This window comes from Escherichia sp. KTE114 (assembly GCF_000407765.1).
In the GTDB taxonomy this organism is placed as follows: domain Bacteria; phylum Pseudomonadota; class Gammaproteobacteria; order Enterobacterales; family Enterobacteriaceae; genus Escherichia; species Escherichia ruysiae.
The window spans coordinates 1,443,108-1,459,035 of sequence record NZ_KE136626.1 but is presented as its reverse complement, the minus strand read 5'-3'; the positions used below and the strand labels follow the sequence as shown (position 1 = coordinate 1,459,035).

At 53.8% G+C, this 15,928-nt stretch carries 9 protein-coding genes; 2 read left to right on the top strand and 7 right to left on the bottom strand.

What is annotated here, in order from left to right; all coding sequences use genetic code 11:
- Positions 1 to 336 precede the first annotated feature (336 nt).
- Positions 337 to 1,659: an MFS transporter gene (locus tag WC5_RS13915; protein WP_001149024.1), complete on the top strand. Its 1,323-nt coding sequence runs from the start codon at positions 337 to 339 to the stop codon at positions 1,657 to 1,659.
- A gap of 296 nt (positions 1,660 to 1,955) precedes the next feature.
- Here the strand turns inward: WC5_RS13915 and WC5_RS13920 are convergent, their stop codons facing one another.
- Positions 1,956 to 4,016, bottom strand: a complete 2,061-nt coding sequence (locus tag WC5_RS13920; protein WP_010352115.1) for an AsmA family protein — start codon at positions 4,014 to 4,016, stop codon at positions 1,956 to 1,958.
- A 69-nt stretch (positions 4,017 to 4,085) separates the two neighbouring features.
- Complete coding sequence (gene pdeH / locus WC5_RS13925; RefSeq protein WP_000621120.1) at positions 4,086 to 4,853, bottom strand: cyclic-guanylate-specific phosphodiesterase; 768 nt, start codon at positions 4,851 to 4,853, stop codon at positions 4,086 to 4,088.
- Between the two features lie 231 nt (positions 4,854 to 5,084).
- Here pdeH and kdgK point away from each other — a divergent pair, with 231 nt between their 5' ends.
- Positions 5,085 to 6,014: a 2-dehydro-3-deoxygluconokinase gene (kdgK, locus tag WC5_RS13930; RefSeq protein WP_000037563.1), complete on the top strand. Its 930-nt coding sequence runs from the start codon at positions 5,085 to 5,087 to the stop codon at positions 6,012 to 6,014.
- Between the two features lie 95 nt (positions 6,015 to 6,109).
- Here the strand turns inward: kdgK and WC5_RS13935 are convergent, their stop codons facing one another.
- The 5 genes from WC5_RS13935 to bcsZ form a co-directional block, all read right to left on the bottom strand.
- Positions 6,110 to 7,606 carry a M16 family metallopeptidase gene (locus WC5_RS13935; RefSeq protein WP_001163168.1) on the bottom strand — a complete coding sequence of 499 codons (1,497 nt, stop codon included), beginning with the start codon at positions 7,604 to 7,606 and terminating at the stop codon, positions 6,110 to 6,112.
- Positions 7,607 to 7,825: 219 nt separating this feature from the next.
- A complete protein-coding gene (gene dctA / locus WC5_RS13940) occupies positions 7,826 to 9,112 on the bottom strand; it encodes a C4-dicarboxylate transporter DctC (RefSeq protein WP_000858209.1) in 1,287 nt (428 codons plus the stop codon).
- Between the two features lie 182 nt (positions 9,113 to 9,294).
- Positions 9,295 to 11,283, bottom strand: a complete 1,989-nt coding sequence (gene hmsP / locus WC5_RS13945; protein WP_001266371.1) for a biofilm formation regulator HmsP — start codon at positions 11,281 to 11,283, stop codon at positions 9,295 to 9,297.
- A gap of 81 nt (positions 11,284 to 11,364) precedes the next feature.
- On the bottom strand, positions 11,365 to 14,838 hold the full coding sequence (gene bcsC, locus WC5_RS13950; RefSeq protein ID WP_016231540.1) for a cellulose synthase complex outer membrane protein BcsC: 3,474 nt from the start codon (positions 14,836 to 14,838) through the stop codon (positions 11,365 to 11,367).
- Positions 14,820 to 15,926, bottom strand: a complete 1,107-nt coding sequence (bcsZ, locus tag WC5_RS13955; protein WP_024192198.1) for a cellulose synthase complex periplasmic endoglucanase BcsZ — start codon at positions 15,924 to 15,926, stop codon at positions 14,820 to 14,822. The genes bcsC and bcsZ overlap by 19 nt, the downstream gene beginning before the upstream one ends.
- Positions 15,927 to 15,928 lie beyond the last annotated feature (2 nt).

Genomic DNA, 15,928 nt, shown 5'->3' with positions numbered 1-15,928 from the left:
AAGATGCGCCAGCATCGCATCCGGCTATAATGCGCACATAACCTCTTGAAACTCTTCCCAGAGCCTCTTAAGCCATCTATTTAGGAGCAAACAATTTCATTCCAACTCATAACCCCAGCATATAAATCCAGTCGGTAACTTTTATTTAACCTGAAACCAGTTTTATTGACTATTTATGAAATTGTGTGAAGCATTTCATAGAAGAAAAATCATTAGCCTAAACATTATCCCCTTTTTGCTTGGTTTTTGACCATTTTCGCGATTTGTTACACATTGAAATATCACTTTTGCTGTGCGTAATATGGCTATTCGTTAGCCAAAAAATAAGAAAAGATTATGCAAGCAACCGCCACAACACTCGAAAATAACCAGGAATTCACGCCGGTAAACTCGCGTAATAAAGTCCTTGTCGCCTCTCTCATTGGCACGGCCATTGAGTTCTTCGACTTTTACATTTACGCCACTGCAGCCGTCATTGTGTTCCCGCATATCTTCTTCCCGCAGGGCGACCCGGCGGCAGCGACCCTACAATCGCTTGCCACCTTCGCCATTGCCTTCGTCGCGCGCCCCATCGGCTCTGCCGTATTTGGTCATTTCGGCGATCGCGTTGGACGTAAAGCGACACTGGTCGCCTCTTTGCTAACGATGGGGATTTCGACGGTGGTGATTGGTCTGTTGCCGGGCTACGCCACGATTGGTATTTTCGCCCCGCTGTTGCTGGCGCTGGCTCGATTTGGTCAGGGGCTGGGCTTAGGCGGTGAATGGGGCGGCGCGGCGCTGCTGGCGACTGAAAACGCCCCACCGCGCAAACGTGCACTGTATGGCTCCTTCCCACAGCTGGGCGCACCGATTGGCTTCTTCTTTGCCAACGGCACTTTCTTGCTGCTTTCCTGGCTACTGACCGACGAGCAGTTTATGAGCTGGGGCTGGCGTGTGCCATTTATCTTCTCGGCGGTGCTGGTCATTATCGGCCTGTATGTTCGCGTGTCGCTGCATGAGTCGCCGGTGTTTGAGAAAGTCGCTAAAGCGAAAAAACAGGTGAAGATCCCGCTGGGTACGCTGCTGACCAAACATGTTCGCGTAACCGTACTGGGTACGTTCATTATGCTGGCAACCTATACGCTGTTTTACATCATGACGGTCTACTCTATGACCTTTAGTACCGCCGCCGCGCCAGTTGGGCTTGGCCTGCCGCGTAACGAAGTGCTGTGGATGCTGATGATGGCAGTAATTGGTTTTGGTGTGATGGTGCCAGTCGCCGGATTGCTGGCAGATGCCTTTGGGCGTCGTAAAAGCATGGTAATCATCACGACGCTTATCATCCTGTTCGCGCTGTTCGCCTTTAACCCGTTGCTCGGTTCTGGTAACCCAATTCTGGTTTTTGCCTTCCTGCTGTTGGGGTTAAGTCTGATGGGACTGACCTTCGGGCCGATGGGCGCGCTGTTGCCAGAGCTGTTCCCGACGGAAGTGCGTTACACCGGGGCATCGTTCTCTTACAACGTATCGTCGATTCTTGGGGCTTCCGTTGCGCCGTATATCGCAGCCTGGTTGCAGACTAACTACGGGTTAGGTGCAGTGGGGTTATATCTGGCGGCAATGGCTGGCTTGACGTTAATTGCCCTGCTGCTGACGCATGAGACGCGACATCAGTCTTTGTAAGTATCGTGCGGGCTGCCACCCTCACCCCAGCCCTCTCCCTGAAAGGGAGAGGGAGAAAAGCGGAGCGAGATGTTACATCGCGAACATAACAGCCCTCCCCCCCCAGAAAGTGAACGGAAAAGCGGCTCTCGCTGTTTCAACACGCACGAAACAGTTCCCTCGCCAGAAAGTGAACGGAAAAGCGGTACTCGTTGTTTCAACACACACAAAACAGTCCCCTCGCCCCTTTGGGGAGAGGGTTAGGGTGAGGGGAACACGCTGTTTCCGAACTCACCAGCAAACACAATCCCCCCTCATCACTTCTTCATCTGCGACAAAATCATCCGGCACTGATTAGCTTCACCTTCTGAAGGCGAAATCAGCGCCAGTAACGCCGCCGCAGGCGTCACCAGCGTTGCCAGCGCCGCCGCAACAGCACCACGAGCAATCAACGGCCCGGCTTTCACGCCAGCCTGCGGGTTCTTAAACGTGCCACGCACATACAGCGGCGAACGCAACGTGATAATACGAATCCCTTTGCTCTCCGGATCAATAGTCAAATCCAGTTGCTCCGAAGCAAAACTTGCCGTGCCGGTAACGTTAATCAACGCGTTCTCAGTATCGAAAGCAAAAATCTGCGGGCGTGCCACACCGTTAGCGATATCCAGATTCGCCGCCGCGCAGTTCACCCGCACCTCATCATCACCGAAAATCGCACCGACAATGTAGTTTCCGACGTTCAGCCCAACAATCTCCATCAGGTTACGGCTCACCAGCCCGTCATTCATCAACAGTTTCAGGTTGCCGTTACTGTTGCCTAAAAGCGCCGCCACCGAGTTACCGCTACCACGCAGTTCAGCATCGCCGTTCATTTCTCCCAGCGTTTTCTGCATCAGTTCTACATCCGGCATCAGCTCCTTCAGCTTCAGTCGACGAGCCTGTATATCCGCCCGCCCCTGCATCGGTTTTTTGTCCCCCTCCAGATGAATATTCGCCGCAATGCTGCCGCCCGCCATACCAAATTTCAGCGGTTGCAGGCGCAGGTCAGCGTTTTTGAGGATGATATGGGTTGAAAGATCGCTAATCGGCAAACTGCTGCCATGCTCGATACGTCGGCCTTTGAAGCGAACATCGGCATCCATAACGTCCCATTTATCGGTTTCGAAGCGGTCATAAGGCAGCACTTTGCCCGCAGGCTGAACGCTTTTTTCGCCCTTCTTCTGTTCAGACCGTTTCGACTTTTCTGCCCCTTTCCCGGAATCAACGCCAATCAACGGCCCCAAATCAGCCAGCCGTAACTGCCGCGACTCAACGTCACCTTCCAGCTTTGGTCGCGGCTTGCCGGTGGTGTAGACCAGAGAACCGTGAATATCACTATCACCAATACGCCCGTTAAAGCCGCGATAATCAAAGACCGACGATTTTTCAGTGTCGATTTTCGCTACCAGCCGACCATTGGTTTCAAACGGTGGGGTATCGGGCAGCAGAACGCCTGTCAGTTCATAGAGATCACCCAGCGAATCGCCGGAAAATTTAAGCCGTAAATCGACGCCGCCCATTTTCATTGGGTCATTCACGACGCCATCAAAAGCAACACGGGTATTACCGGAGCGAAAATCAGCCTGCACCGGAAACGGTGTTCCTTCGCCACGCAGCGCCAGCATACCGCCTATTTTTCCCGTACCCGTGAGCGGTTCGCCGTTATAACGCCCCTGCGCTTTCAGGCCAAAAACGTAATCGCCCACCTTCTCTTTATCCGTTTTACCTTTCGATCCGGTAACTTCGCTGAACGGCAGCGCCTTACCTAACGGATCGACAAAAATTTCCAGATCCGCTTTGCTTACTTTGTCATCAATGGCGATCCGACCTTGATCGAACAGAATATTATCCAGGCGGAACGACCACGCCGACGGCTTCGCATTCGCGTCTTTGTTGTCATCGTTGGCGAGATTAAACGTCCAGTTGTTGTTCTTTTCCGAGAGGCGAATCAGGCGCGCGTCGGGCTTTTCCAGCTTGATCCACGGCAGCCAGACCGTTTTAGTCAGCAACGCCAGCGGAGCCAGCGTCGCTTCTACGCGCGGTAAATGTACCATCGTCACTTCGGGAATATCCGGCGGGTTGCCGAGAATGATGTCTTGTGCGTGTACATGAGGCCACGGCACCCAGCTACGCCAGCCGGTTTCCTGCTTTTGCCGTTCCCACACCACACCCAGATCGCCACGGATGGCGAAGGGGCGATTCAGTTCCGCAGAGACTTTCTGGTTGATGGTCGGTTTGAGACGGTTCCAGTCAAACGTTGCAATCAAAATGATCGCCACGACGATCAACAACAAGAAAGCCCCTGAAATCGCAGCGGTTATTTTGCCTGCTTTGCTCATAGTTCGCTTCCTCACATTCTTCCTGTGCCAGTCCTAAAGATAGTCCAGCCAGGCAGAAAATGAGGGGGCTTACAGAGCCAGCGCCACTGAGTCCAGCGTTTCTATTGGTGCCGGACGTGAAAGAAACCAGCCTTGTGCGGCGAATGCGGGAGAATTTTGCACATCGCCCCATTCTTCCTCAGTCTCGATACCTTCGACGATCACCCCACGGCAGTAGCGGTTCATCAAATGCAAAAGCTGGGAAAAGAGCGTGCGACCTTCTGGCGACTGGCGCAACATCACAAACAGTTCGCGAGCGATTTTGATGTAGTCGTAACGCACTTCACTTAGCGCAGAGAAATTTGCCATCCCGGTGCCAAAATCATCCAGCCACAGTGGGCCAAATTCGCACATCGAAGCAAACGTTGAATCTTTCGGTAGACGGATGTGTTCCACCAGTTCGAAACGCAGCCAGGGAAGACGGTCAATCTGACGCAAAATTTCCGGCTGCTGACGTAGGGCAAGAAGCGTAGGTCCATCAATATTAACCGATGCCAGCAGGCCGTGCTCAACGAAGAACGCAGCTTTTTTCGCCAGTAAATCAATCTGTTCTTTCACCACATCCATACGATGCCTGACGGTGATTTCGGCAAAATAACGATCTGGCGGCAGCCGTTGCGAGGGATTATCAGGATGCGTGACAATGGTTAAAAGCTCCACGGCCATCAATCGTCCGGAAGTCTGGTAAATCGGCTGCCAGGTATAAACGCGCTCACACTGCAACCAAAAACGCCGTTCCTGCAAGCTCTCGATGCTTGTTTCAGGGTTGCTTATTCGCTGGATAACCTGCCTTATCATCGAAGATGTCCTGTGTTTAAAAGTGATGCTGCCCGGACTCGACAAATATTATCGGCGCGCCACGGCAGAACTTTACCGCCAGAGAGAAGTTAATTTGCCCACACAACGACGGAATCTTCCAGGAATACGTTCTGGCTCAAAAAAATAATGGAACAGCGTTTTAATATAGTTGACCAGCAAACCACCACAGCGCAAACTAACGCTAATTTTTTACAGATCAGGTTCACGACTATGTCCAAAAAGATTGCCGTGATTGGCGAATGCATGATTGAGCTTTCCGAGAAAGGCGCAGACGTTAAGCGCGGTTTCGGCGGCGATACCCTGAATACTTCCGTCTACATCGCTCGTCAGGTCGATCCTGCGGCATTAACCGTTCACTACGTAACGGCGCTGGGGACGGACAGTTTTAGTCAGCAGATGCTGGACGCCTGGCACGGCGAGAACGTCGATACTTCCCTGACCCAACGGATGGAAAACCGCCTGCCGGGTCTTTACTACATTGAAACCGATAGCACTGGCGAACGCACTTTCTACTACTGGCGTAACGAAGCCGCAGCTAAATTCTGGCTGGAGAGCGAGCAGTCAGCAGCGATTTGTGAAGAGCTGGCGAATTTCGATTACCTTTACCTTAGCGGGATTAGCCTGGCGATCTTAAGCCCGACCAGCCGCGAGAAGCTGCTTTCTCTGCTGCGCGAATGCCGCGCCAACGGCGGGAAGGTCATTTTCGACAATAACTACCGTCCGCGCCTGTGGGCCAGCAAAGAAGAGACGCAGCAGGTGTACCAGCAAATGCTGGAATGCACAGATATCGCCTTCCTGACGCTGGACGATGAAGACGCGCTGTGGGGTCAACAGCCGGTGGAAGACGTCATTGCGCGCACCCATAACGCAGGCGTGAAAGAAGTGGTAGTAAAACGCGGGGCGGATTCTTGCCTGGTTTCTATTGCTGGCGAAGGGTTAGTGGATGTTCCAGCGGTGAAACTGCCGAAAGAAAAAGTGATCGACACCACCGCTGCGGGTGACTCTTTCAGCGCCGGTTATCTGGCGGTACGCCTGACCGGGGGAAGTGCAGAAGAAGCGGCAAAACGCGGACATTTGACTGCAAGTACGGTTATCCAGTATCGCGGCGCGATTATCCCGCGTGAGGCGATGCCAGCGTAAAAGCAGCATATGCAAAAGGCTGGATAAAGTGTTACCCCTCTATCCAGCTCATCCATAAATACCTGATGGTTGTGCTAACTCATCACCATCAGGCATTACTGTGCAGGTGGAATATCCGTCACTTCAGGATGCACATCATCCGTGGCGACAGACGTCGCCGCAGCCGTGGCCGATGGCGCCATGATTTGATCCCAGGCAGCCTGCAACGATTTCATGTTAAATTCCGGCTCGCCTTTCGGCTGTAGCAGAATTAACGCCATGTCGTTCGACAACTGCTGACGCAGATCCTGATTTAACATCTCCACCGTCAGGCTGTTAAGGAAATCCTGACGCAGTTTCTGATATTGCTCCGGTGCGATATCGACAACCTGATTTTGCAGTGAACGCATCCGCTGACCCATCAGAATATCGGTATCAGCCCGTGCATAGGCGGCAAACAGTTTCTGCAGCTCCAGTTTCTTTTGCGCGACCAGGGCGTTGAACTCTTCTTCCGGCAGACCTTTGTCGCGGACTTTCGCCAGTTCACGCGCCACCAGATTAAGGTTGCTGTTCAGCTTGTCGTTTGGTGACTCAATGTTGATGGCACATTGCGCACGCAGATACAGCACTCGGCAATCAAATCCAAGGCCGATGTCTTTGCTGTTACTGGCGCTTAACGCTTGCTGAACATGCCAGAACAGCGCCTCACGGGCCAGGTCCGCACGCCAGTAGCGCAGCAGTGCGGCTGATTCACGAATCGGCTGCCACGGCGTATCCCACATGATAGATAACCGGTCCTGACGCACCGCGTCAGTCATAATACTCACCGCTTCCGCACGCAGCGGAGAAAGCGTCGGCACCGGAGCTGGCGTTTCACGTTTGCCTTTCAGTTCGCCAAACGTTTTGTTGATTTGGTCGACAACCGAGCGCGCATCCACGTTTCCCACCACCAGCAGCGTCATTGCATCCGGGGTGTACCATTTCTGATAGAAATCTTTAATCTTTTCCGCTTCAACGGGATTTTTCAGCGGATCGGCAGGATCGTGACCTAACAAAGTTGATCCTTTCAGGCGATAGCGCCACCAGCCTTCTTTAGTGTCGGCAGGCCAGGTTGCCACCATATCCTGGCTTTGCAGCGCATGGTTAACCGTTTCTGGTGTGATGGTCAGCTTGCCGGTCGCATTCGCCAGATAAGAGAGCGCCTCTTTCAGTAGATCGTTACGATTATTTGGCAAACTCAGATTAAACAGCGTGGTGTCGTAAGAGACGATCACCGGCGGCATCGGGCGCTTAGGGTCGATCCCCTGCTGCCACAATGAACGTGCCTGTGCCGCTTCCAGACCACCGCTTTGCGTCAGCGCAATACGAGGAATGGCATGACTGTAACCGCTCTGTTGGGTGCTTTCGGCGAGCGAACCGGTATTAACCAGCAGGCGAATTTCAACACGATCGCTGGGACGCTGGGGCGTGGTCAGCACTTGCCACTGTAAACCGTTGGCGAGCGTCCCCTGTTGCCATGCTGGATCAGGCTGGAGCGCATCTGCCTGCACATAGCCAGCAGTGGCCATCACCAGCAAACCGCCCGCTAAAAGTCGAATTTTTGTGCCCTGCATGTGAACCCCTGATCAACTATCCTGGTAATAAAAGACTGCCCGCTATCGGTCAGCCTAAATGACGTTAAAAACACTTCGTGTTAGACCGCAAGAACATGAAAATGTCACGGAGGAAGTGAAATAAACCCGAACTCACCCAGGTGGTAAGTTCGGGCACAGGGGGCAATTATGCGCAAACACCCGCACTCGGGGAAGGGAGTGCGGGCATAAGTGGTGAGATTAAGAGGATAATTCGTGCGTTTTGCCATCCGGCGCACGATTATTCAGCACATCATCCAGTTTTTTGTGGTCCAGCTCTTTAACCCACTTAGCAACTACGATGGTCGCTACGCCGTTACCGACCAGGTTAGTCAGCGCACGGGCTTCTGACATGAAGCGGTCGATACCGAGGATCAGCGCCAGACCCGCCACCGGCAAATGGCCCACCGCAGAGAGTGTCGCCGCCAGCACGATAAAGCCACTGCCCGTTACCCCAGCCGCCCCTTTGGAAGAGAGCAGCAACACAATTAACAGCGTAATTTGGTGGACGATATCCATCTCACTGTTAGTGGCCTGGGCGATAAATACCGCCGCCATCGTCAGGTATATCGATGTTCCATCAAGGTTAAACGAGTAGCCTGTCGGGATAACCAGCCCCACCACCGACTTCCGGCAGCCGAGTTTTTCCATCTTGTCGAGCATACGCGGCAGCGCCGACTCGGAAGATGATGTTCCCAGCACAATCAGCAGTTCTTCACGGATGTAGCGGATAAATTTGAAGATACTGAAACCGGTCGCTTTAGCGATTGAACCCAGTACCAGCACTACAAACAGGATACAGGTGATGTAGAAGCAGATAATGAGCTGCCCCAGTTGCACCAATGTGCCGACGCCGTATTTACCGATGGTAAACGCCATCGCCCCAAACGCACCGATGGGTGCCAGACGCATGATCATATTGATGATGCCGAAGATGACCTGCGAGAAACTTTCGATGACGTTAAAAATCAGTTGGCCTTTGCTGCCCAGACGGTGGAGCGCAAAACCAAACAGTACGGCAAACAGCAGCACCTGCAGGATGTTACCGCTGGCAAATGCCCCAATGACGCTAGCCGGGATGACATCCATAATAAAGGCGACAATGCCCTGGTCTTTTGCCTGATCGGCGTAAACTGCTACCGCTTTCGCATCAAGCGTTGCCGGATCGACGTTCATTCCGGCGCCAGGCTGCACGACGTTAACAATAATAAGACCAATAATCAGCGCGATGGTACTGACAATTTCAAAGTAAAGCAGTGCGACTGCGCCGGTACGACCGACCGCCTTCATGCTTTCCATGCCCGCAATGCCCGTTACGACGGTACAAAAGATGACAGGAGCGATGATCATCTTAATGAGCTTAACGAACCCGTCGCCAAGCGGTTTCATTTGCTCGCCTATCTCAGGGTAGAAATGGCCAAGGAGAATACCAATGGCTATCGCTGTCAGGACCTGAAAGTAAAGGCTTTTAAACAGAGAGGTTTTCATAGGGTGTCCTTTAGTAAAACCACAGGTCTTGTAAGGTTATGGGGTACCTGCGGCCTTAAAATAACACCCAGACAACATCACAGAAATGTACCTGGATCATAATTGAAACAAAAAGGTTAAAAAGTTTGAGCTGGCTCGCACAAACCAGCACTTTTTAAAGTTTTGTAATCAGTTTGGGGTAGCTACTTTTCTTCCAGGTAACTCTCTTCGAAGATTTCTATGGGGAGTGGACGGGCAAAAAGGAAGCCCTGGGCAATACCAACACCTGCTTTTGCCAGCCAGTCGCGTTGTGCTTCCGTTTCTACGCCTTCAGCAATCATTTGCAGATTCAGGCTTTGTGCCAGCATGATAATTGCAGCAATCATGCTGCTATCTTCCGGCAAGCCCTCAACAAACATTTTGTCGATTTTCAGCACGTCTATTGGCAACGATTTCATATGCTGCAACTGACGCAGCCCTGCGTAACCCATGCCGAAATCATCCAGCGCCACCTGTACGCCGGCGTTGCGCAGCGGACGGAGGATCGCCACCGCCGCGTGAGGGTCATCAATGCGTCGGCTTTCCGTGACCTCCAGGATCAACGTTCCAGGCTGAATACGATAACGAGTTAATAACCCCAGCATATCCGGCACCATATTTGGGTGCATCAACTGTAGCGCCGAGAGATTCACCGATAATGGCAACATAATGCCGCGCTCTTGCCAGGCAGCAAGCAGTCGACAGGATTCCTCCAGCACCCAATGACCAACGGTAACCATCAGCCCACAGGACTCAATACGATCGATTAAGCCATCCGGCAGTTCCCAGGTGCCATCCGCTTGCTGGATGCGCAGCAACGCTTCCGCGCTGACGAGTTTGCCGCTGGTCATCTCCACCTGTGGCTGTAGCCAAATAGCAAACTTATGATTTTCCAGTGCATTAAGGATATCGCTCTCTTCCGTCAACCGTTGTTGAGCTTCTTCCATCTGCTGTGGATCATAGAACTGAATCTGATTCTTCCCTTTATGACGAGCGGTAAATGCCGCCGAAATAGCACGACCATAAAGTTGTTCGGCAGTGAGATCGCCATAGAACATCGCCACACCGATGCTACAGTGCGGACGTAGCTGAATACGTTCAATCGGCAAGCGTTCACTCATGATAGTGAGCACTTGCTGACCTAATGTGATAGCGTGCCACGGTTCCTGTACACCATTAGCGATCACAGCGAAGTCATAGCCACTGACCTGTGCGAGGATCATGCGTGGCGACAGCACCGATTTAATTTTCTCCACCAGCGTCAGTAGCAGGATTTCCCGCTGCGCCTCTTTCAGCACGCCAGCAGTATCACGTAGCGTTTCACAAGTGATGATCATCAGTGCGGTGGTTTGTTTACGTGCGACCACCTGTTCCAGCATCTCCATCAGCAAGGCTTTGTTTGGCAAATCCGACACCGGGAAACGCATCGCGTTTTCGCACTGTTCTTCATAATGCCGCTGCAACAGTTGCTGATTGAGGTTGTAACTGCGCACCAGCATACCGATTTCGTCGTCCTGGTGCAGACGCGGCAAGGCCAGTTGATGACCGACAATCTCTTGCGGTGGAATGGCGTTTAGCTCGCGAGCGATATTGCGTAAAGGATGTAATATCAGTCGATTAATGCACCAGCTAATCGCCACCGTCAGGATCAGCGATAAAAGTAAGTAAATGGTCACTAACGTAGAGACAGTGCTCATCACGAACTTGTACATGCGGAAGGAATCTGCCTGTAACACCAGATAGGCAATCGGCTGCGGGGTAGCAGGACGTTCCAGCGAGTAGACGCCCAGCGAGATTTGTACCGGTAACTCAAACAGTCGGGTGAACGTCACCGGCACCGGGCGCTCTGGAATAAAACTTTTACGCAGTGCCTGGAACTGATTAGGCAGCACCACGTCGGCGCGACTGACCACGCCCGCTGGTTTTATGCTGGCAAGAATAGCTTCCGCCTGAGGAATATCACCTTTCAAAATGGCGGAAGATAAGGGTTCGCGGACAGAGCGAGCAATGCTTTCCAGTTGCGTAGCCGTGTTATAGCGATTCTGCTGTACCAGATGAAACAGCAAAACAGTGCAAAAAACAAAAACGAACACCATGACAACGGCCGCCACCATTGCCATCTGCTTAATTGTTAACGAGCGACTAACGCGCAAATTGTCTCCCCCCGGAAATCCCAGATTGCCGCCCGAGTATACCCGATCGCAGCGGCATTAAGAGAGGCGCTATCTGAAAACTTACCAGTCGGCGTAAGGTATCAGCGGCTGCGGCGGTAAATCCATGTCGCCCTGCCATCCGGCGGCGGAATACCGCACGTAGAGCAGGAAATGGCTTGGCGCATAATCTTTCGCCTGCTGGATATCAATCGCCGTGCCGACAAACCAGTTGGACGTGACGCGACGCTCAAGTAACGCCCGCGCCGTGTAGCCAAAGCCCTGACTGCTGCCGCCGTCGTTGGTCTGGCTGGCGGCATCCTCTTTCCAGTCCGTCGGGATCAGGTTCATCAGCGGATAACGCGGCATGGTTTTGGTGCGCGAATGCGACCACGAGCCAGACGCGCCCAGCTCCCACGACCAGTTTTCCGTCCGCTCACGCCACATCACCGGTATGGCAAACGACAGGTATTCCTGCGGGCTGTAGTAACCGCCCTGACCGAGTGAGTACCCACTCAGGTCTTTGTCGTAATGCCAGATCATATTGTTCAGGCCAATGGTAACGCGGCGATTATTCTGGTTGATGACCTTATAGTAATAGCCCGTCATCCAGCGCACGCGCCAGTTATCTTCGACATTTTTGCCGGTTAACTGGTCGCCGCTAAGGGATGCCCAGACGCCGTTCGCTTCACCTTTATCGTAGCTCAGACTTAGCCCCACGCCATCGGCACGCACACCGCCCCATTTTTTCCCGGTATTACCCGGGGAGTCTTTCTGTCCGCCGAAGGCCAGCAAGGAACTGGAGATGGGGCGACGATGGGCGTTAACGGTGTAACCAAGCGGCCCGATATCGTCGCTGTAACTGATGCCGCCGACCACATCCACCACGTTGAAGCCCATCGGCGTGGTGCCGATATCCCAGCTCCAGACGTCATTTCGCCAGCCGACCGCCACGCTGGCGCCGGAGTCCGACTGGCTGCGGTTGCCGCTACAGTCCTGCAACGTACAGGTGCCCCAGTTGTTATCCCATTTACCCTCAGCGTCGGCAGAAAAACTGCCGACGTTCATATTGACGAAATCACTGCGAAAGAACATCCGTCCGTCAGAATACGGTGCATCCACCTGCAACATGGTGGTGTGCGCTTTCAGGTCGGAGTAACCACCGGTGCCGCTCGATCCCCAGTAGTCGTGCTCAAGGGTGACGTTAAGATCCTGCTGGCGATAGAGATCTGCCGCATCGCTGCGCACGCCGCGCTTCAGCCAGTCATCTTTCTCGTCGTTACGGGTCAGACGGGTAAAGGTGTCGTTATCCTGCGGACGCGTCGGCGTCACACCGGATGCGACCATCGCGTCTTTGTAGGTTTCCAGTGCCTGCTTTGGCTCGCCCGCCTGCGCTTCAAACCTTGCACCATCACGCAGTACCATCGCACTTTCCATCGACGGCGGCTGAGATTTTGCCTGCGGGATCAGCTTGTTAAACGTCTGCTGCGCCGCTGCGGTATCGCCAAGCTGCGCCTGTACCAGCGCCACGCGCCGCTGTGTATTCAGAGAGGTATTGTCAGTGGCGGGCAGTTTCGCCAGCTGGCTGCGTGCCGCCGCTTTGTCGCCGGCGGCGATATCCACTTCTGTCAGGCCAAGAATGGCATCAACGTTAGCTGGCTCCCGCGTCAGGACATTCTGATACGCCGCGCGGGCAGCGGTGTCATCACGTCGCTGCTGTGCCCAGTCGGCCAGGGTGAGGTCAATGCGCGTGGACGGTGGCTGCTGGCGCAGCATCGCTTCCGCTTCTGCCTCTTTACCGCTTTCACGCAGGCGGCTGGCGGTTTCCAGTACCTGATCGCTTTGCAGGCGGTTTGCCAGTTCCTGAATATTGCTGTTCCACTGCGCGCGCGGCAGGCTGTTGATATGCGCCAGCGCGGCTCTGTCCTGGTCGTGACCGGAAAGATACAGTCCGTAAGCGTAAACCTGCTCCGGGTCGTTCGGCTTCTGTTGCGCCAGGCTGCGCATTAACGTATCGGCCTGGCTGCGTTGCCCGGCCTGCCAGAGATCCTGCGAAAGCCGGTAAGTAATCCACACACTGCCGGGATCGAGCGCCAGCCGCTGACGCTGAAGTGCTGCCGCCTGTGCCCATTTACCCTGATTTTCCAGTGCCTCCGCCTGCTGTGATAAGCGGTCGTTTTGCAGGCTGCGTTCGATGTCATCAACGCTGCGCCGCTGGCTGGCAGAGAGCGAGGCGATAAACGCTTCAGCTTTTTCCGGCGACTGCTGGCGATAAAGATTCGCCAGCCCGCGCACGGCGTTGGTGTTGCCGCTGTCCATACGCAAAGTCTGCTGATAATAGCGTTCGGCAGCGGGGTAATCTTTACGTGCCATCGCCACATCACCCAGCCCCAGTACCGCATAGCTGTCGGCGTTATCGACATTGCGCGCCTGCTGGAACAGGCGTTCTGCCCGGTCGGGATTATTGGCTTTCAGCGCAGCATCGCCCTGCTGGATCGCCAGCCAGTAGCGGTTCACCTTCAGCAGACTGTTCCACTTGTCGTTGTTGCTGCTGTGCGGCTCCAGCGCGAGGGCTTTTTCCAGATTCGCCACCGCATTAGCACGATCGCCATTCTGGGAATACGCCTGCCCCAGCGCCCCCAAGGCTTCACTGTCTTTCGGGTTAGCGCGCACCGCCTGTTGCAGTTCGGGAATGGCTTTACCTGCCATGCCTGAGTCCACAGCGGCTAAACCTTGCGCACGGGCGCGGAAATTAGGATCGGCCAGTTGCTTTTGTTGTTCTGCCAGTTGCGATTGCGCAGCCGCTACATTATCGCCATCGCTAAAAACAGAGAGATATTTTTTCAGCGCCGACACGCTGGCGTCGCTGACGGGCATATCTTTTATCTGCCCGTACCAGATTTTAGAAGCCCCCTCGCGCCCGGCGTTCGATTTCGCCATCTGTTCCAGTACGGCAAAACCTTCGTCACGGCGATCGCTGCTAAACAGCAATAGCGCCAGATTGTTTTGCAAACCTGTATTGCCCGGCGTATCCGCATTGATGCGTTTTAGCTGATTAATCGTTTCGCCACGGCGAGCCGGAATTTTCGCTACCGTACTCCAGTACTCGACGGCAATGTCACCTGCTGGCGGCGCTCCGTTGAATAGTTTGTTGTAACCCGCCACGGCTTCTTCCGCATGACCGGTGGTGGCCTGCAATCGTGCCTGTTGCAGTGCCTGACGACCATCCGGCGTGGAAAGTAGCATTGTGGTACGCGATGATTTATACGCATTTGAACTCGGCGCTAATTGCGACAATCGTTCGAGTTGTTTTTGCGCACCATCAACATCGCCCTGACGTAACAGAGAACGGAAACGGGCGGCAACGACATCCGGGTTATTCGGATCAATAAGTTCCAGACGATACAGCGACTGCTGCACCAGGTCTTCGCGGTGGGTCGCTTCGCCCACACGAACCTGTTCCAGCAACTGTTGCTGGGCGGTTGGTGCCGCCTCGACCATCGGCATCACGGCCAGACCGAGGGAAAGCGTAAGAATATTTAGTGTGAATTTGCGCATTCCAGGCCCCAGTCAGGTAATAACTCACCTTTTGTCGAGAAGCGGAAACGGTGTTGATCCCAGCCTTGTCCAAACAGGGTCAACACATAGTTGTAATAGGCATCGCTACCAGGAAAGTTATCTGCAATACGCTGACGCTGTACGGCCTGGGCATCACGATCCTGAAGAAATGGCAACATAGCCGCAGAAAAGCCGACTGGCCCTTTACCCTGCGCTTTACCCGTAGCGACATCGACTTTCTCCGGCGGATAGCCGTTTTTCTCGGTGAATGTCGCCATCGGTTTAAAACGGTTGAGCATCCGCGCTTTTTGCGGATCGCTGTCGGGCATCATGCCAACCCACATATAGACGCGAATAGCGTCGTAACTGCTGATCAGCGTTTTCTCTGGCTTTAACTGCCAGCCTTTGTCTTTCTCATAACGTACCCAGTCTGGCGAAAAGCCTTTCGGGGCGGTTTCCAGCAATAAACGTTGATTGGTTTCGCGCAACGTGGTCCACGGTGCGCCAAAGCGGGTGAAATACTGCGCCAGCGTCGGAGGCAGATAACTCGGGTTAAAACGCCAGGTGTTATTCTCGGCAAAGCCCACTTTGCCCGGTAGCAGCATGGAGCCCAGCCCCGGCACTGTCACCACTTCCTCTTGCGCAATGCGTTTTAACAACGCGCTGCCAATGTCAGTATAACGTTGCTCTTTCCACAATCGACCGGCCTCCAGCAGTGACCAGGCCATCCAGATATCGCCGTCAGAGGCTGAGTTGCTGTCCAGCACTTCCCACTTCGCATTCTCTTTCTTGCCCCATAGCCAGGCGGGCAAATGCTCTTTTAACGAGCCCTGGGCAAGATTGTTCTGTGTCCAGTCGAGAAGGTTATCGAAAGCAGCACGGTCGTTAGCCGCCAGAGCAAAGAACATGCCGTAACTTTGCCCTTCGGAGGTGGTAATTTTGCGCGCATCACTGGGGTCAATGACGCGCCCCTCCTGACTGATGTAATCCTTTTTAAACTGCTCCCAGGCAGGCCAGGTACAGGCTGCCTGAACACTAAAGGCAGCCAGCAGCAGCATCGTCACGATTCCACTACGCAAAACATTCATCA

What these genes read in the sequence shown, in the direction of transcription:
- WC5_RS13915 (WP_001149024.1), top strand. Translation starts at nt 337, where the DNA reads ATGCAAGCAACCGCCACAACACTCGAAAATAACCAGGAATTCACGCCG.
- pdeH (WP_000621120.1), bottom strand. Translation starts at nt 4,853, where the DNA reads ATGATAAGGCAGGTTATCCAGCGAATAAGCAACCCTGAAACAAGCATC.
- WC5_RS13920 (WP_010352115.1), bottom strand. Translation starts at nt 4,016, where the DNA reads ATGAGCAAAGCAGGCAAAATAACCGCTGCGATTTCAGGGGCTTTCTTG.
- WC5_RS13935 (WP_001163168.1), bottom strand. Translation starts at nt 7,606, where the DNA reads ATGCAGGGCACAAAAATTCGACTTTTAGCGGGCGGTTTGCTGGTGATG.
- dctA (WP_000858209.1), bottom strand. Translation starts at nt 9,112, where the DNA reads ATGAAAACCTCTCTGTTTAAAAGCCTTTACTTTCAGGTCCTGACAGCG.
- bcsC (WP_016231540.1), bottom strand. Translation starts at nt 14,838, where the DNA reads ATGCGCAAATTCACACTAAATATTCTTACGCTTTCCCTCGGTCTGGCC.
- kdgK (WP_000037563.1), top strand. Translation starts at nt 5,085, where the DNA reads ATGTCCAAAAAGATTGCCGTGATTGGCGAATGCATGATTGAGCTTTCC.
- bcsZ (WP_024192198.1), bottom strand. Translation starts at nt 15,926, where the DNA reads ATGAATGTTTTGCGTAGTGGAATCGTGACGATGCTGCTGCTGGCTGCC.